At 74.4% G+C, this 17,509-nt stretch carries 12 protein-coding genes; 2 read left to right on the forward strand and 10 right to left on the reverse strand.

Annotated features, from left to right (window positions below; genetic code table 11):
* Positions 1 to 116: 116 nt before the first annotated feature.
* Positions 117 to 1,574, reverse strand: a complete 1,458-nt coding sequence (gene ahcY, locus SCATT_RS09445; protein ID WP_014142777.1) for an adenosylhomocysteinase — start codon at positions 1,572 to 1,574, stop codon at positions 117 to 119.
* A gap of 412 nt (positions 1,575 to 1,986) precedes the next feature.
* Here ahcY and SCATT_RS09450 point away from each other — a divergent pair, with 412 nt between their 5' ends.
* Positions 1,987 to 4,068, forward strand: coding sequence for a fructose-specific PTS transporter subunit EIIC (locus SCATT_RS09450; protein ID WP_014142778.1), 2,082 nt, complete (start codon positions 1,987 to 1,989; stop codon positions 4,066 to 4,068).
* A 620-nt stretch (positions 4,069 to 4,688) separates the two neighbouring features.
* Here the strand turns inward: SCATT_RS09450 and SCATT_RS09455 are convergent.
* From SCATT_RS09455 to SCATT_RS09480, 6 genes are all read right to left on the reverse strand, one after another.
* Positions 4,689 to 5,654 carry a cation diffusion facilitator family transporter gene (locus tag SCATT_RS09455; protein ID WP_014142779.1) on the reverse strand — a complete coding sequence of 322 codons (966 nt, stop codon included), beginning with the start codon at positions 5,652 to 5,654 and terminating at the stop codon, positions 4,689 to 4,691.
* Between the two features lie 113 nt (positions 5,655 to 5,767).
* Positions 5,768 to 6,964 carry a mannose-6-phosphate isomerase, class I gene (gene manA / locus SCATT_RS09460; RefSeq protein ID WP_014142780.1) on the reverse strand — a complete coding sequence of 399 codons (1,197 nt, stop codon included), beginning with the start codon at positions 6,962 to 6,964 and terminating at the stop codon, positions 5,768 to 5,770.
* A 59-nt stretch (positions 6,965 to 7,023) separates the two neighbouring features.
* Positions 7,024 to 8,181, reverse strand: coding sequence for an SIS domain-containing protein (locus SCATT_RS09465; protein ID WP_014142781.1), 1,158 nt, complete (start codon positions 8,179 to 8,181; stop codon positions 7,024 to 7,026).
* 33 nt (positions 8,182 to 8,214) lie between these two features.
* Positions 8,215 to 8,400: a Trm112 family protein gene (locus SCATT_RS09470; protein ID WP_014142782.1), complete on the reverse strand. Its 186-nt coding sequence runs from the start codon at positions 8,398 to 8,400 to the stop codon at positions 8,215 to 8,217.
* Between the two features lie 124 nt (positions 8,401 to 8,524).
* On the reverse strand, positions 8,525 to 9,883 hold the full coding sequence (locus SCATT_RS09475; protein ID WP_014142783.1) for a phosphomannomutase/phosphoglucomutase: 1,359 nt from the start codon (positions 9,881 to 9,883) through the stop codon (positions 8,525 to 8,527).
* A 232-nt stretch (positions 9,884 to 10,115) separates the two neighbouring features.
* Positions 10,116 to 10,532, reverse strand: coding sequence for a DUF3499 domain-containing protein (locus tag SCATT_RS09480; RefSeq protein WP_014142784.1), 417 nt, complete (start codon positions 10,530 to 10,532; stop codon positions 10,116 to 10,118).
* Between the two features lie 267 nt (positions 10,533 to 10,799).
* On the opposite strand from SCATT_RS09480, the gene SCATT_RS09485 reads away from it, so the two are divergent.
* Positions 10,800 to 11,270, forward strand: a complete 471-nt coding sequence (locus SCATT_RS09485) for a metallopeptidase family protein (protein ID WP_041824592.1) — start codon at positions 10,800 to 10,802, stop codon at positions 11,268 to 11,270.
* 18 nt (positions 11,271 to 11,288) lie between these two features.
* On the opposite strand, the gene SCATT_RS09490 is transcribed toward SCATT_RS09485, so the two are convergent.
* From SCATT_RS09490 to SCATT_RS09500, 3 genes are all read right to left on the reverse strand, one after another.
* A complete protein-coding gene (locus tag SCATT_RS09490) occupies positions 11,289 to 12,785 on the reverse strand; it encodes a DUF5719 family protein (protein ID WP_014142785.1) in 1,497 nt (498 codons plus the stop codon).
* Positions 12,782 to 16,516, reverse strand: coding sequence for a glycosyltransferase family 2 protein (locus SCATT_RS09495; RefSeq protein WP_014142786.1), 3,735 nt, complete (start codon positions 16,514 to 16,516; stop codon positions 12,782 to 12,784). Before SCATT_RS09495 ends, SCATT_RS09490 begins: the two co-directional genes overlap by 4 nt.
* A 390-nt stretch (positions 16,517 to 16,906) precedes the next feature.
* Positions 16,907 to 17,170 (reverse strand): WhiB family transcriptional regulator, encoded by a 264-nt coding sequence (locus SCATT_RS09500; RefSeq protein ID WP_014142787.1) that lies wholly within the window; start codon positions 17,168 to 17,170, stop codon positions 16,907 to 16,909.
* Between the last annotated feature and the right edge of the window lie 339 nt (positions 17,171 to 17,509).

Below are 17,509 nucleotides of genomic sequence, written 5' to 3' on the forward strand. Positions count from 1 at the left end.
GCCTGCTGTTCCGGGGTGTCGCTGTGCTGTGGGCCGTGCTGGGAGGGTACGTCCGGGGCCGGTGGAAAGGGCGAGGCCCCCGCCGGTGGGACCGGCGGGGGCCTGCGCCTGGTGGCTCAGTAGCGGTAGTGGTCGGGCTTGTAGGGGCCCTCGACCGGGACGCCGATGTAGGCGGCCTGGTCCGGGCGGAGCGTGGTGAGCTTGACGCCGAGCGCGTCGAGGTGGAGGCGGGCGACCTTCTCGTCCAGGTGCTTGGGCAGGACGTAGACGTCGGTCGGGTACTCCTCGGGCTTGGTGAACAGCTCGATCTGGGCGATCGTCTGGTTGGCGAAGGAGTTCGACATCACGAACGAGGGGTGGCCGGTGGCGTTGCCGAGGTTGAGCAGGCGCCCCTCGGAGAGCACGATGATCGACTTGCCCTCGGGGAAGGTCCAGGTGTGGACCTGCGGCTTGATCTCGGTCTTCACGATGCCCGGGATCTTGGCGAGGCCGGCCATGTCGATCTCGTTGTCGAAGTGGCCGATGTTGCCCACGATGGCCTGGTGCTTCATCTTGGCCATGTCGGAGGCCATGATGATGTCGCGGTTGCCGGTGGTGGTGACGAAGATGTCGGCGGTCTCCACGACGTCGTCCAGGGTGGCGACCTGGTAGCCGTCCATCGCCGCCTGGAGCGCGCAGATGGGGTCGATCTCGGTGACGATGACCCGGGCGCCCTGGCCGCGCAGCGACTCCGCGCAGCCCTTGCCGACGTCGCCGTAGCCGCAGACCACCGCGACCTTGCCGCCGATGAGGACGTCGGTGGCGCGGTTGATGCCGTCGATGAGCGAGTGGCGGCAGCCGTACTTGTTGTCGAACTTGGACTTGGTGACCGCGTCGTTGACGTTGATCGCCGGGAAGAGCAGCACGCCCTCGCGCTGCATCTCGTACAGGCGGTGGACGCCGGTGGTGGTCTCCTCGGTGACGCCGCGGATCTCGGAGGAGAGCCGGGTCCACTTGGTGGGGTCCTCCGCCAGGGTGCGGTTGAGGAGTTCGAGGATGATGCGGAACTCGTCGCTGTCGGCGGTGGACGGGTCCGGGGCGGCGCCGGCCTTCTCGAACTCGACGCCCTTGTGGACCAGGAGGGTGGCGTCGCCGCCGTCGTCCAGGATCATGTTGGGGCCGCCGGTGGGGCTGTCCGGCCAGGTCAGCGCCTGCTCGGTGCACCACCAGTACTCTTCGAGGGTCTCGCCCTTCCAGGCGAAGACGGGGATGCCGCGGGGGTTGTCCGGGGTGCCGTCGGGGCCGACGGCGATCGCGGCGGCGGCGTGGTCCTGGGTGGAGAAGATGTTGCAGGAGGCCCAGCGCACCCGCGCGCCCAGCGCCACCAGGGTCTCGATCAGGACGGCGGTCTGCACGGTCATGTGCAGCGAGCCGGTGATGCGGGCGCCGGCCAGCGGCTGGGACTCCGCGTACTCCTTGCGGATCGCCATCAGGCCGGGCATCTCGTGCTCGGCGAGGGTGATCTCCTTGCGGCCGAACTCGGCCAGGGAGAGGTCGGCGACCTTGTAGTCGGGGTTTGCGGGGGTCGACGTCATGCGGTGGGCTCCTCGCGGTTGACGGATCGCGGGTGGGCGTCGTTCTGTCCGCTGCGGCCGTCCGGTCGGCCGTATGACGGCGTGCCGAACGGGACCGGGGAGCCGGTCCTGATACCGCAGCGCAGTCCGTCGGAGGCCCTCTCTCCCTCGGCCGGCCCGCGTCGTACGGGGCCGCCCGACCGCCATCAGCAGCGACGTCTGGCCCCTCGAATCTACACCGAACGGGGGTGGCTGCCCCAGCCCGTCCGGGGAATCCGCGCGAGGGCGGCCGGCCGGCGCGGGGTGGGCCGACCGGGTGGCATCCGGGCGTGTCCGGGGGCTTCGCCCTGGCCGGCGGGTGATGGAGGATGCGACGAGCGGTCGCCGCGGGCGGCCGGTTTCGGTACGGAAGACGGAAGAAGGAGACGACCACGTGACCAGGCCAGCCGATCCCCCCGAGGACGCGGGGACCGCACGCGAGGGGCTGAAGCTGCTCGCGGTCACCGCCTGTCCCACCGGGATCGCCCACACGTACATGGCGGCGGAGAAGCTGACGCGGGCCGCCGAGGCCGCGGGGGTGTCCATCAAGGTCGAGACGCAGGGCTCGATCGGGGCGGAGAACGTTCTGACTGACAACGATGTCAGCTCGGCGGACGGGATCATCGTGGCGGCGGACAAGGAGGTGGATCTGAGCCGGTTCGTCGGCAAGCCGGTGCTGAAAGTGCGGGTGTCGGAGGGGATCAGCCACCCGGAGCGGCTGATCGAGCAGGTGCGTGACGCGCCGGTGCACCGGGGGGACGGGTCCGCGGGCGGGGCGCGGGGCGTTCCGGCGGGCGGTGGCGGCGGGCGGGACGGGTCCGGCGGCCCCGCGGTCGCGGGCAAGGAGCGCAGCGTCACGTACAAGTCGCTGATGAACGGGGTCAGTTACATGATCCCGTTCGTGGTGGTCGGCGGGTTGCTGATCGCGGTGTCGCTGGCGTTCGGGGGCCATCCGCAGCCCAGTGGCGGGCTGGTGATCCCGCCGGGGTCGTTCTGGAAGCACGTGAACGACGTCGGGGTGATCGGGTTCACGCTGATGGTGCCGGTGCTCTCCGGTTACATCGCCTACGCGATCGGGGACCGGCCGGCGCTGGTGCCGGGCATGATCGGGGGCTGGATCGCCAACACGGGGGCGCTGTACGACTCCAAGGCGGGGGCGGGCTTCATCGGGGCGATCGTGACCGGTTTCCTCGCCGGTTACCTGGTGCTGTGGATCAAGAGGGTCCGGGTGCCGAAGTTCGTCCGGCCGATCATGCCGATCATCGTGATCCCGATCGTGGCGACCACGTCGCTGGGGCTGTTCTTCATCTATGTGATCGGGCGGCCCATCGCGTGGGTCTTCGAGCATCTGACGAGCTGGCTGAGCGGGATGACGGGGACGAGCGCGATCGTGCTGGGCGCGATCCTCGGGCTGATGATCGCGTTCGACATGGGTGGTCCGGTGAACAAGACGGCGTTCCTGTTCGGTGCGGGGCTGATCGCGTCGGGCAACGGGACGGTGATGGGGATGTGCGCGGCGGCGATCCCGGTGATGCCGCTGGGGCAGGGGCTGGCGACGCTGGCGCGCCGCCGGCTCTACAGCGAGCAGGAGCGGGAGACGGGGGTGGCCGCGTTGTTCATGGGCTGCTTCGGGATCTCGGAGGGGGCGATCCCGTTCGCGGCGGCGCGGCCGGGGAAGGTGATCCCGGCGAACATGCTCGGGGGTGCGGTGGCCGGTGCGGTCGCGGGGCTGACCGGGGTCACGGACGCGGTGCCGCACGGTGGTCCGATCGTGGCGGTGCTGGGCGCGGTCGGCGGGGTGCCGTGGTTCTTCGTGGCGGTGGTGGCCGGTGCGGTGGTGACCGCGGTGACGACGGTGGGGCTGGTCTCGACGGAGGGCGGCGGCCGGGTGCCGGAGGCGGTGGTGCCGGCCGTGGTGGCGGCGCCGGTGCCGGCGGTCGCGGGGGCCGGTACGGGTGCGTTCGCCGCGCCGGCCGCGGCGGTGGCGGTCTCCGGGGCGGTCGCCGTGGCCGAGGAGCCGGTCGTGCTGTCCGGGTATCTGACCGCGCCGAGCGTGTCGTTGGAGCTGGGGGCGCGGGAGAAGGACGCGGCGGTCGCCGAGTTGGCGGGGCTGCTGGCGGCGACCGGCCGGGTGGCGGACGAACGGGCCCTGGTGGAGGCCGCGTTGGCCCGGGAGGCGCAGGGGACGACCGGGCTGGGTGAGGGGATCGCCGTTCCCCATGCGAAGACGGACGCCGTGACGGCACCTGTGGTCGGGTTCGCCCGGTCCGGGGCAGGCATCGAGTGGGGCGCGCCGGACGGTACGAGGGCCCGGCTGCTGTTCATGATCGCGGTGCCGGAGGCTGCGGCGGGTGACGAGCATCTGCGGATCCTCGCGATGCTCTCGCGGAAGCTGATGGACGCCGGTTTCCGCGAGCGCCTGCTGGAGGCGGGGTCCCGGGAGGAGGTGCTCGGGGTGCTGTCGGAAGTCGGCTGAGGGAGCCGAACGTGTCCCCGGTTTCGGCCGGGGTGGCCGGGGCGGAGTCTCCCACCCCCGGCGCGGGCGCCCGAGTTGGGGATGCGGTACGGGTTCGGCGCCGGTCTGGCGTGTCAGGCCGTCCGGGGCTTGGGCCATGGTTGGAGCGCCGCACCGCGCTCGGGGTTGCCGATGCGTTGACCGGCTCGGCGCCGGTCCGACGGGTCGGGCCTGCCGGGGCCTGGGCCATGGGTCGAGCGCCGTGGCCGCGTCCGGGGCGGGGTGCGCGTCAGGCCGCGTCGCGGGGACGGGGCGCCATGCCCGCACCCCCGCCCCGGCGACCGAGGCCGCACCCTGCCGGGGACGGCACCGGCACCACGCCCGTACCGCCCACCCCGACGCCGTATCCGCGCCCCGAGCGGCTACCGGGGCCGGTCCTCCCCCGCCGCGGCTCCCTCCGGCACCGCACCGACGCCGAATCCGCACCGGCTACCAGGGCCGACCCCCACCACGGACAGCACCGGCACCCCCACCGGGGCGGCACCGTACCCGTACCGCCCGCACACCCGACCGGGGCCGCGCCCCGTCGAGGGCGGCACCGAAGCCGGAACCGCACCCGTACGCCGCGGCCCCCCACCCGGTCAGTGGCCTGGGCCGCCTGGGGTGGCTAGGGGGTCGGGGCCGGCGGCTGCGGCTTGTTGGGAGTAGATGTCGGGTTCGAGGTAGATGACGCGGGCGATGGGGACGGCGGCGCGGATGCGTTCCTCGGCGGCGTCGATGGCGCGGGCGACCTGGGCGGCGGTGTCGTCGTGGCGTACCGCGATCTTCGCGGCGACGAGGAGTTCTTCGGGGCCGAGGTGGAGGGTGCGCATGTGGATGACGCCGGTGACGGTTTCGCCGTCGGCGGCGGCGGTGCGGATGGCGGCGACGGTCTCGGGGCCGGCGGCCTCGCCGAGCAGGAGGGATTTGGTCTCGGCGGCGAGGACGAGGGCGATGGCGACGAGGAGGGCGCCGATGCACAGGGTGCTGACGCCGTCCCAGACGCCGCTGCCGGTGGCGAGGGAGAGGGCGACGCCGGCCAGGGCGAGGACGAGGCCGATGAGGGCGCCGAAGTCCTCCAGCAGGACGACGGGGAGTTCGGGGGCCTTGGCGCGGCGGACGAACTGGGCCCAACTGAGCTTGCCGCGCAGCTCGTTGGATTCCTTCAGGGCGGTGCGGAAGGAGAAGCCCTCGGCGACGACGGCGAACAGGAGGACGCCGACCGGCCAGTACCAGGATTCCAGGGCGTGCGGGTGGCTGACCTTCTCGTAGCCCTCGTAGAGCGCGAAGACGCCGCCGACGGTGAACAGGACGACGGAGACGAGGAAGCCGAAGACGTAGCGTTCGCGGCCGTAGCCGAAGGGGTGTTCCTCGGTGGCTTTCTTCTGGGCGCGTTTGCCGCCGATGAGGAGGAGGGCCTGGTTGCCGGAGTCGGCGATGGAGTGGACGCCTTCGGCGAGCATGGCGGAGGAGCCGCTGAAGGCGAAGGCCACGAGCTTGCTGACGGCGATCGCGAGGTTGGAGCCGAGGGCCGCGATGATCGCCTTGGTTCCGCCGGACGCGCTCATGGGTGCAGGGGTCCCTTCCGCGGGCCCGGCGCGCGGGCCTGCCACATTGCCATCTCTTTACGGAGCGGTCATTGTCGCAGGCCCGTCGCCGGGCGGGGGCGACGGGATCGTGGTCAGACCACGTCGGTGGCGCGGAAGACGGTGCCCTGGCCGGTGAGGGTGACGGTTTCGCCGGCGGGGACGAAGGCGGACTGGCCGCGGTGGAGGGTGAGCGTGCCGTCGCCGGTCAGTTCGGCGTGTCCTTCGGTGCACAGCAGGATCTGCGGGGTGCGGGGGCTCAGCCGGCGGGGGTCGCCGTCGGCGGCGAGGACGTGGCGGGAGAGGCGGAACTCGTCGATGGGGGTGTCGTAGACCTCTTCGCCGCCGGCGTCGGCCTCCGGGCGCAGCACGGCGGGGTCGCCGGGTTCGAAGCGGGTGACCTTGAGCAGTTCGGGGACGTCGACGTGCTTGGGGGTCAGGCCGCAGCGCAGGACGTTGTCGGAGTTGGCCATGAGTTCCACGCCGAGGCCGTCGAGGTAGGCGTGGGGGACGCCGGCGCCGAGGTAGAGGGCTTCGCCGGGCTGGAGCGTGACGTGGTTGAGGAGCATCGCGGCGAGGACGCCGGGGTCGCCGGGGTGGTGGTGGGCGAGGTCGGCGTAGGCGGCGTAGGCGGTGGCGTGCGGGGTGGGGCCGTCGGCGAGGGCGGCGGCGGCCGAGGCGGCTTCGGCGACGGTGTCGGCGGTGGCGGCGCGGTCGGCGGTGAGGATGGCGGCGAAGACCTCGCGGAGCGCTTCGCCGGCGGGGCGGGCGGCGCGCAGGATGTCGGCGTAGGGCTTGAGGGCGCCGACGGCGAGGGCGTCGAGGAGGTCGGCGGTCTCGGCGGGGCGGCGGAAGCCGCACAGTCCCTGGAAGGGGGTGAGGGCGCAGATCAGCTCGGGTTTGTGGTTGGCGTCCTTGTAGTTGCGGTGCGGGGCGTCGAGGGGGATGCCGCGGGATTCCTCGTCGGCGTGGCCGGCCTTGGCCTGGTCGAGGTCGGGGTGGACCTGGAGGGAGAGCGGGGCGCCGGCCGCGAGGACCTTGAAGAGGAAGGGCAGCCGGGGGCCGAACTTCTCGGTGGTCTCCTTGCCGAGCCGGCCGTCGGGGTCGGCGGCGATGGCCTGGTCCAGCGGGAGTTGGCCGTCGGGGCGGTCGAGCCGGGAGGGGGCGCCGGGGTGGGCGCCCATCCACAGTTCGGCCTGGGGTTCGCCGGTGGGCTCGGTGCCGAGGAGTTCGGGGATGGCGGTCGTGGAGCCCCAGGCGTAGGGGCGCACGGTGTTGGCGAGGCGGTCCATGGAGCGCGGTGCTTCCTCTTTGCGTGGGCCGGCGGGTGCGGGCCCGTGGTGGACGGGTCTCAGGCGTCGGGTGCCGGGTGGTGGCCGAGGGCCAGGTAGACGGCGGTGAAGTCGGTGAGGGTGAGGAGTTCGGCGAGGGCGACCACGGGTGCGCCGGGGGGTGTCTCGATCTCGCTGACGCCGGTGGCGTGGGCGGCGGCGGCTTCCTGCACGGCGGGTACGGGTGCGGTGCCGCTGTCGCGCAGCAGGACGATGCGGGGGCGCAGCCGGTCGGGTTCCTCGACCCGGTCGCGGAAGAAGTCGTCGAGGTCGCCGGTGGTGCCGCCGCCGTCGGCGGTGAGGACGGCGTGGTGGCGGTCGACGGCTTCGGGCAGGGCGGCGCCGAGCGCGGGGAGTCCGGCGAGGGTGGTCAGGGCGTCGGTGAAGCGGCGGGCGACCGGTGCGGTGGCGGTGCCCTGGTGCCACACCAGGGGCAGGGTGCCGGTCAGTTCGGTGGCGAGGCTCTTGGCGGGGTTGCGGTAGGTCTCGGTGGCCGGGCCGAAGCGTTCGGCGGCCTGGTCGAGGCGGTCGGCGAGGGCCTGGACGTGCTCGGGCGGGGCGGCGAGGAGGCCGAGGCGGTCGGCGAGGGCGAGCAGCGGGGTGAGCAGGGCCCAGAAGGCGCCGGGGTCGGCGGCGGAACGCAGCGTCTCGACGGGTTCGGTGGCCGGGTCGGCGGTGGCCTCGGCGTAGGGGGCGTGGGCGAACGGCAGGGCGAGGCCGTGGACCTGTTGCAGCGCTTCGGCGAGGGGGGCGTCGGCCGGGGCGACGGCGGCGACGGCGCAGTCGCGCCGGTAGGCGGCCTCGACGAGGGTGGTCAGTCCGGGCTCGGTGCCGTAGGGGGTGGCGAGCAGCACCAGGTCGGACGAGCCCGCCCAGCCGGGGAGTTGCCAGCGCAGGTCGTGCGGGGCGGGGCCGGGGCCGGTGGCGGGCAGGGTGAGGACGGGGCAGGCGGCGAGCGTGCCGAGCAGGTCGGCGATGTGGCCGGGGGCGGGGCCGGGGCCGGCGACCAGGACGGTGCGGGGGCGGCCGTCGGGTTTGAGGCCGGCGAGCCCGGCCTCGGCGGCGTGCCGGGCGGCGGTGCGTACCCGGGCGCCGGCCGCGGCGACGCCGAGCAGGAGTCCGCCGGTGTCGGCGCGGGCGAGGGCGTCGGGGTTGTCGAGCGAGGACTCGTCGAGCATCGTGGGCCTCCGGCCTGGCGCCGCCGCGGGTGGCTATGCGGGGCGGCGGGCCTCGTCGATGAGAAGCACCGGGATGCCGTCGCGTACCGGGTAGGCGAGGCCGCAGTCGTCGCCGGTGCAGATCAGTTCGGCCGTCTCGGTGTCCTCGCCGGTCTCGCGCAGCGGGGCGTGGCAGGCCGGGCAGGCGAGGATCTCCAGGAGGCTGGCTTCGAGCGGCATGTGCGGTTCCTCTTCGGCGGTCGTCGGGGTGCGTGCCGGGCTGGCGTGGCCAGCGTACCGCCGTGGGTGCGGGGGTGGCGGCCGGGGACGGTGGGGCCGTCCCCGGCCGCGTCGGTCCGCCGGGTCAGCCGCGGACGATGGCGAGGACCTCGTCCTTGAGGCGTGCCACGGTCCGCGCGTCGCGGGCTTCGACGTTGAGCCGCAGCAGCGGTTCGGTGTTGGAGGGGCGGAGGTTGAACCACCAGTCGGTGGTGGTGACGGTGAGGCCGTCGAGGGTGTCGATGGTGACGCCGTCGCGGCCTTCGTAGGCGGCGCGGACGGCGGCGGTGCGGCCGGCCTGGTCGTCGACGGTGGAGTTGATCTCGCCGGAGGCGGCGTACCGGTCGTAGGCGGCGACCAGGTGGGAGAGGGGGGCGTCCTGTCCGCCGAGGGCGGCGAGGACGTGGAGGGCGGCGAGCATGCCGGTGTCGGCGTTCCAGAAGTCGCGGAAGTAGTAGTGGGCGGAGTGCTCGCCACCGAAGATGGCGCCGGTGTCGGCCATCTCCTGCTTGATGAAGGAGTGGCCGACGCGGGTGCGGACCGCGGTGCCGCCGCTCTCCTTGACGACCTCGGGGACGGACCAGGAGGTGATCAGGTTGTGGATGACGGTGGAGCCGGGGTGCTTGGCGAGTTCGCGGGCGGCGACCAGGGCGGTGATCGCGGAGGGGGAGACGGGTTCGCCGCGCTCGTCGATGACGAAGCAGCGGTCGGCGTCGCCGTCGAAGGCGAGGCCGATGTCGGCGCCGGTCTCGCGGACCTTGTGCTGGAGGTCGACGAGGTTCTTCGGGTCGAGCGGGTTGGCCTCGTGGTTGGGGAAGGTGCCGTCGAGTTCGAAGTACATGGGCACCAGTTCGACGGGGAGCCCTTCGAAGACGGTGGGGACGGTGTGGCCGCCCATGCCGTTGCCGGCGTCGACGGCGACCTTCAGCGGCCGGATGGAGCCGAGGTCGACCAGTTCGCGCAGGTAGTCGGCGTAGTCGTGGAGGATGTCGCGCTGCGTGACGGTGCCGGGGGCGGCGTCGGTGGCGGGCAGGCCGGTCTCGCTCCAGCGTTCGGCGAGTTCGCGGATCTGGGCGAGGCCGGTGTCCTGGCCGACCGGGGCGGCGCCGGCCCGGCACATCTTGATGCCGTTGTACTGGGCCGGGTTGTGGCTGGCGGTGAACATCGCGCCGGGCAGGCCGAGCTTGCCGGAGGCGAAGTACAGCTCGTCGGTGGAGCACAGGCCGATCTCGGTGACGTCGGCGCCCCGGGAGGCGGCGCCGCGGGCGAAGGCCCGGGAGAGCCCCGGTGAGGAGGGGCGCATGTCGTGGCCGACGACGATCGCGGTCGCTTCGGTGACGGTGGCGAAGGCGGCCCCGAACAGTTCGGCGAGCGCCTCGTCCCACTGGTCCGGGACGACACCGCGGACGTCGTACGCCTTCACGATGTGTGACAGGTCGGGCACAGCAGCTCCAGGGTCAACTTCACCCGCCGGTCGAAACGGCAGGCTGGTGGACGGACATCTGGGCCTTAACCTACCCGGCCGCGCGGCGTGGCCGACGAGTACGCGACACGTCGGCCACGAGTACGGGAGGTGACCGTGGGGTGCGCCGACCGGCGGGATCGTCCGGCGGGGGTGGTGCGGGGGGCCAACCGGGCGGGAGCGGCGCGGTGTTGACGGGGCGTGACGCGGCCGGTCAGGGCTCCGGGGAGCGCAGCACGCGCAGGTGTCCGCGGCGGGCGACCTCGACCGGATCGCCGTCGCGGCCACCGGAGGCGGCGGGGCGGCGGGGCGGGCGGGCGGCCTCGCGGACGGCGTTGGCGAGCGCTTCGAGGTCGTCGCCGGTGGGGCGGGCCGGGCCGGGGTCGACGGCGAGCCGGACGACCTCCCAGCCGCGGGGCGCGGTCAGCCGGGCGGAGTGTTCGGAGCACAGGTCGTAGCAGTGCGGCTCGGCGTAGGTGGCGAGCGGACCGAGGACGGCGGTGGAGTCCGCGTAGACGTACGTCAGCGTCGCAACGGCGGGTCTACCGCACGCGGTGCGCGAACAACGACGTACAGGGCTCACGACGTTGGACGGTACCGCACTCTTGAGCGGGCCGCGACGACTCTCCACGACCTCACTCGCTCGTGTCGTACCGGTTCGCCGGGATCGCGTACCTCGTGCCGTAGGGGACGACCTGCGGGAAGGCTCGCTGGTCCAGGTGGCGGACGGGACGGAACGGTCACCGATCATGACATTGGGCGCCATTTGTGGCATCGGGAGCGTTCAACCGTGCTCGACCGAGCGGTCGCCTTTGCGCCGGGAACGGGCATCCGACGACATCACGGCTGTTGTACGGCATGCCGTACGCCGGGCGCGGCGAGGGCTACCCTTCCGGTGATGGACACGTCCGTACCTCCTTCCGCCTCCGGCCGGCCGCCCGGACCGCGCCGCCGTGACCGGCACGGCCGTGGCATGCGCGGCCCGATCGCGCCGCCGCAGGTGCCGTTGGCGGTCAGCCGTTCCGAGGCCTTCGACGACCTGGTGCGGGACGCGGCGGACCGGCTGGAGCGGCGCTGGCCGCAGCTGGCCGAGGTGGAGTTCGCGGTGCAGGAGGTGCCGCCGGCGATCACCGACGCCGACGAGGTGGACGTGGCCGACCTGGTGCCGCTGGGGCGGCTGATCCCGGCGGACGGGCCGCCCGGCCGCGGCTCCCCCAACCGCATCGTGGTCTACCGGCGGCCGGTGGAGATCCGGGCCAAGGGGCGGGACGAGCGGGCCCTGCTCGTCCACGAGGTGGTGGTCGAGCAGGTGGCCGAACTCCTGGGGCTGTCACCGGAGAACGTGGACCCGCGCTACGGCGAGGAGTGACGGGCCCACGCCCGTGGCTCAGCGCTGGAGCACCGTGAGGTCCTGCCGGGCGACCGGCACCGCGACCGTGCCGCCGTCGTCCGGCAGCGGCTGGATGGTGAACGCGGGTACCGCGTCCTGCGGGAGCGCCAGCATCCGGGAGGCGTGGACGGGTCCGCCGGAGAGGGTCTCCACGGTGACCGCGAAGGTGCCCTTGAGGCCGGCGGGGGCGGGCGGGGCCACCGCGACGGTGGTGCCGGGCCTGACGGTGACCGTGGTGGTCGCGGGCGAGCCGCCGCCGCTCCCGGCCGAGCTGCTGATGCGTACCGTGGCGGCGGCGGTGGGGGCGGTCAGCGCGATGGTGGAGCCCTTGGCCCGGTTGTCGGCGGCGGTGGCGCGGGCGCCGACCGGCGCGGTGGCCGGGATGAACGCCGTTTCCTGGTTGAGCCCCTTGCCGCGGGTGACGCGTACCGCGGCGACGAAGGGGGCGCCGCCCCGGTCGGTGGGGGTCAGCCGCAGCGAGCCGGGCTCGCCCTGGGTGAGCGAGGGCAGGTCGACGGCGGTGGTCATGCCGCTCTTGACGTGCAGCGTCTCGTGGCCGGCCGGGGTGATCGGCCCTTGCGGGGTGAGGAGTTGCACCTTGAGGTCGGCGTCGTTGTCGCCGGTGGCGTAGGCGATCAGGCGCACCGAGGTGGCGTCGGCGGGGATGCCGGGGATGACCGCGTCGGCGGCGGGGGGCGCGGTGGCCGGCAGCCAGTCGCCGCCCGCCTTGGCGTCCATCGCCTGCAGGTCGGCGCCGACCCGGCCGCTGCGTACCGCGACGTGCACGGTGAGGTCGCCGGCGTGGCCGGCGGCGAGGGTGGAGAGCAGGACGGGGACGGTGGCGCCGCCGGGGACGGTGATGCCGTCGCCGCCGGTGGTCTTGACGGCCCCGTTCGCGTCGTACAGCTCGATGTCGACGACGGCGGCGGTGGGGTCGGGGTTGATCAGGTGGACGTAGTCCTGGCGGCCGGCGGCGGTGGAGGCGCCGGGGAACCAGAAGTCGGCGCCGGGGGCGGTGCAGGAGGTGCCGAGCAGGCCGCGGCCGGCGCCGGCGTCCACGGTGGTGGTGGCCTGGGCGGCCCAGCCGGGGGCGAGGCGGCCGTCGGCGGTGCCGGTGAGCGCGGGGGTGGTCCGGCCGCCGTCGGCGGTGACCGGGGTGCCGGGCCGGGTGAGCGGGGCGACGGGTTTGCCGCCGCCGCCCGTGGCGGTGCCGCCGGCGCCGTCGGAACGCTGGGCGGGCCGCAGGCTCGCCGTGCCGTCATCGGTGCCGCCGGTGCCGGGCGGGGTGTAGGAGGTCCAGGTGGTGGAGGCGTAGTCGGTGCCCTCGACGCCCGGGCACAGCAGGGTGGAGCGTTCGACGGGCTTGCGGGCGACGGTGCCCTGCGTGGCGGGCCGGGTGGCGGTGTCGGGGGCCGGGGCGAGCGCGGTGGCGGCCCCGGTGACGGCGGCGAGCGCCACGACGACGCCGGCGAAGGAGACGATGGTGCGGTTCACTGCTGGTCGCTCCCGTCGCGGTGGTGGCTGCCGGGGTCGCCGGCGCCGTAGGCCGGGTCGTAGCCGTGCGGGTCGTAGGGCGCAGCCGCCGGCCCGGGCTGCTGGTAGCCGTACGGGTCGGGGTAGCCCTCGGGCGGCGGGTACGGCTCCTGGTAGCCCTGGTAACCGCCGTCCTGGTAGCCCTGGTAGCCGCCGTCGCCGGGGTAGCCGGTGTAGGGGTCGGGCTGCTGCTGCGGGTACGGGTAGGCGTACGGGTCGGTGTAGGGCTGGGCGTCGCCGTACTGGGGGGCGGGGTAGGGCTCGGGGGCGGGCGCGGGTTCCGGTTCGGGGGCCGGCGGTGCGGCCGGGGTCCCGGGGGCGGGCTGCCGTGTCGGGTCGGCGGCTTCGGCCGCTTCGGCGGCGGCGCGCAGGCGGCGGGCGCGGCGGCCTTCGCCGGCCACCGGCTGGGCGGGGATGGCGAGGGGTTCGGCCGCGGTCTCCTCGGGCAGGTCGTCGTCGACGTCGCGGCGCCGGCCCGGCAGCGCGAGGACGATCATGACCAGGGCGAGGAAGCCCTGCGCGGGCAGCCACAGGGTGTGCGCCAGCGGCTCGTGGTAGACGAGGTCGAACCGGCCGCCGTCGGCGGGGAGCCGGAAGCCCTGGGCCCAGCCGTCCACGGTGACCGGGGTCAACGGCTTGCCGTCGAGCGTGGCCTGCCAGCCGGGGGCGGCGGTGTCGGCGATCCGCAGGACGCGGCCGTCCGGGCCGGAGGGGATGGTGGTGTGCGCCTCGACCTTGCCGGCGGCCACGGTGACCGGGGCGGTGGCCGAGCCGCTGGGGGCGGTGATGGTGATCCGGGCGACGTCGGAGGAGACCCGCCACAGCGCGGTGCCGCCGGACTGGCTGAGCCGGTTCAGGCCCGGGGTGGCGTCCAGGATGCGGCTCATGGCGGCGGGGGCGCCGGGGCGCAGCAGCACGTAGCGGATGGCGTAGCCGCCGAGTTGGCCGGCCTGGTCGCCGCCGGAGCCGGCCACCAGGTTGCCGACGACCGCGTCGAGCCGGGGGTCGCGGCCGGCCTCGGCGGTGATCTCGGCGTCGCCGATGCGGGCGCCGGAGCCGCGGACCAGGCTGTAGGTGACGTGGCCGGGGTCGCCGTCGAGGACGAGGGTGCGGGCCTGGTCGCGGGTGGAGCTCTCCTCGGCGACGAAGGCGGGCACCTGGGTGGGGTCGCGGCGTTGCAGGGGTCCGGCGGCGCCTCCGATGGTCCAGGTGACGGCTGCGATCAGCGGGGCGGCGCCGGCGGCGAGCGCGATGAGCACGGCGACCGGTTGCCGCCAGCCGAAGCCGGAGGCGGAGATGCGTTCCCGGGCGCCCTCGGCGCCGACCACGGCGGCGGCCAGCAGGGCGAGCCCGTAGACGAGGGTGGCGGGGCCGGCCCAGGCGGTGTGGTTCTGGCCGGCGGCGGCCAGCAGCGCGGTGAGCGCGACGGCCCAGGCGGTCAGCACGGCGGTGCGGCGTTCCCGGCGCAGCGGGGCGGCCAGCGCGGCGAGGACCAGGCCGACGAGGAGGAAGCCGGCGCCGGCCTTGGGGCCGCCGGGGCTGAGCATGAGCAGGTCGAGCCCGGAGGCGGTGCCGCCGCGGTAGGGCAGCCCGGCCTCCCGCAGCCAGAACGAGGGGTGTTCCAGCAGCGTCAGCGACCAGGGGGCGAGCACGATCAGCGGGGTGGCCAGCACCCACAGCAGCCGCAGCGTCTGCGGCAGCAGCAGGGCGCGCCGGCCGCGTACCAGGTGGGCCACGAGCAGGAGCACCGACAGGACCGCGGCCAGCGGCCACACCACCGGGGTGAAGGCGGTGGTGGCGGTGAGCAGCAGGGCCAGGCCCCAGGTGGCGCGCCAGGTGGGGCGCAGGCCACGGTCGACGGCGGCGGCGGAGAGCTGGAGTCCGGCGGCGGCGACGGCGCAGCGGGCCATCAGCGGCAGCAGCACGGCGAGCATCGCGGTGCCGATCCGGCCGCCGGCCAGGGCGCCGGTGGCGGCGGGGAGGAAGGCGTAGGCGACGGCGGCCCAGGCGCGCAGCAGCCGGGATGCGACCAGGGGCCGGGAGGCGAAGTAGGCGCTGATGCCGGCCAGCGGCACGGAGGCCACCAGCAGCACGGTCAGGGTCAGCGAGGTGCTGCCGAAGAGCACGGAGGACAGCAGGGCGAGCGCCGCGAGGTAGGGCGGGGCGGCCTGGACGGTGCCGGTGCCGACGGCGTGCCAGGCGCCGGCGTAGGCGCCCCACAGGTCGTGGGCGCCGTCCGGGGCGGGCAGCAGGGCGCCGCCCATCAGCGAGCCGCCGCCGAGCAGGCCGCGGCAGGCGATGAGGGAGGCGAGCAGCAGGACGGCGAAGAGCACCGGTCCCGGCTTGTGGGCGACGCGCTTGAGCCGGGCGAACTGTTCGACGTCGAGGAACTCGGCGTCGTCGTCGCCGGGTCCGCTCTCGACGGCGCCGCCGTGGCGGCCGGCCGAGGAGGTGTCGGCCTCGGCGCGGCCGGCGACGTTGCCGAGGAGTTGTTCGACGGTGGCGCGGACGGTGGCGCCGTGCGGCGGGAACAGGGCGCGCAGTTCGGCCGGGGAGATGGCGGGTTTGCCGCGTTGTCTGCGGGCGGCGAGGATCCGGCCGGGCCGCAGCAGGACGCCGAGCAGCCCGGTGACCTCGTCCAGCGCCTGTCCGGGGACCTTGCCGACGAGGAGGCCGAGGGTGCGCAGCAGGGTGCTGAGGATGATGCGCACGGTCACGTAGGGCAGGGCGGCGCCACGGGTGTTGGCCAGCAGGGTGTAGACGGCGCCGGCCTTGTCGACCCGGTGCGGGGAGGGTCCGCGCAGCGCGAACCGTTTCGTCGCGGTCTCGGTGCCGGTGTCGGCGGCGCCGGTGGGGCGGCCGGCGGTGCGTCCGCCGCAGTCCACGGCGCGGCGTTCCCGGGAGGCGGCCTCGGCGTGCCGCAGTACGGCGTCGGGGGCGACGAGGACGCGGTGGCCGGCGGCGTTGACGCGCCAGCAGAAGTCGGTGTCGTCGCGCATGAGCGGCAGGCGGCGGTCGAATCCGCCGAGTCGGTCCCACACGTCCCGGCGGACGAGCATGCCGGCCGAGGAGACGGCGAGGACCTGGCGGACCTGGTCGTGCTGGCCCTGGTCCTGTTCGCGGCGTTCCAGGCCGGTCCAGCGGCGTCCGCCGCGGGCGATGCTGACGCCGACCTCCAGCAGTGCGCGCCGGTCGTACCAGCTGCGCAGTTTGGGGCCGACGACGGCGGCGGAGGGGGTGGTGTCGGCGACCCGCAGGAGTTCGGCGAGGGCGTCGGGGGCGGGTTCGCAGTCGTCGTGGAGGAGCCACAGCCACTGCACGGGTTCGCCGTTCGGCGCTCCGGCGGGGTGGGCGGGGCCGGCCGCGCGGACGGCTTCGGCGACGGCGGAGCCGAAGCCGGCGCGGCGGGCGAGGTGGACGACCCGGTCGGCGCCGAGGGCCTCGGTGAGCAGCCGGGGGGTGTCGTCGGTGCTGCCGGTGTCGGCGGCGACGACCTGCTGTACCGGCCGGTGCTGGCCGAGGAGTCCGGCGAGCGCGTCGGGGAGCCAGCGGGCGCCGTCGTGGGCGACGAGGACCGCGGTGACGACGTGGCGCGGGAATTCGACCGCGGGGGACGGGCCCTGGCCGGCGTCGTAGCCGTCGTAGGCCGGTGGCTGGGCGGAGTACGCGCCCTGGTGACTGTGCACGGACATCGAGGTGCGGGCCCCGGTTCGCTGGACTGCGGTGGGCGCGTGGCTCCCGTGGGGAGCTGACGAGCCTCGGACGGCCCCCCACACTAACGGCTCCCCGGCGGTGCGGTTCCGGCAGCGTTCGGTGGCAGGGCGTCCAGCGGCCTGACGGGCAGTCAGCCCGTTGGGTCGGGGCGGCGAGGGCGTCACCGGTTCGGGACCGGCGGCGGCGACCGGGGTTCGGCCGCGGAGCGGCAGGACGGGCGCGGGCCGGGGGCTTGCGCGTGGACGCCCTGGGGTGGCGCCCCGGGACACGGCCCGCAACGGCGGCCTCGACCGGGCCGTCGGGACGCGGCCTCGCAGTCCCGGACCGGGACCGGGCGGCGGCGTCGGCCGTGGCCTTCGATCGCGGCCTTAGATCGCGGCCTTCTTCAGGCGGCGGCGTTCCCGCTCGGACAGGCCGCCCCAGATACCGAAGCGTTCGTCGTTGGCGAGGGCGTACTCGAGGCATTCGGCGCGGACTTCACAGGCGAGGCAGACCTTCTTGGCCTCACGTGTGGAACCGCCCTTTTCCGGGAAGAACGACTCCGGGTCGGTCTGCGCGCACAGCGCGCGTTCCTGCCAGCCGAGCCCCTCGTCCGCCCCCTCGGCCAGCAGTAGCTGGAACTGCTCGGTCATGCGCGCCCCTCGTCCGTCCGTCGCTTCCCCGTGATGCCGTTGTTACCGTTCGCGGCTTGACGACACGTCTGAAATTACAAGTGTGCGGATCCGGGCCGGTCAAGCCGAGATCTGCTATTGAGCCCCTTATTCACTCTGCGGAACCAAGGGCATGCAGTAAGTGTTCAAATCAGCCCAAACCATGACACTCATAATCGGTGGTTCACTGCGGCCTCCCTCGCCCCGCGCGTCTGCGGTGTGAGACGCGGCAGCCACGCGCACCGTTCCCGTACGCCGCGCGGAGCGGGGTGGATCACAGTCCGATCACGAAAGCGCAACGGCGCCTCCGCGGACGGTTGC

The organism is Streptantibioticus cattleyicolor NRRL 8057 = DSM 46488 (assembly GCF_000240165.1).
Classification (GTDB): Bacteria; Actinomycetota; Actinomycetes; order Streptomycetales; family Streptomycetaceae; genus Streptantibioticus; species Streptantibioticus cattleyicolor.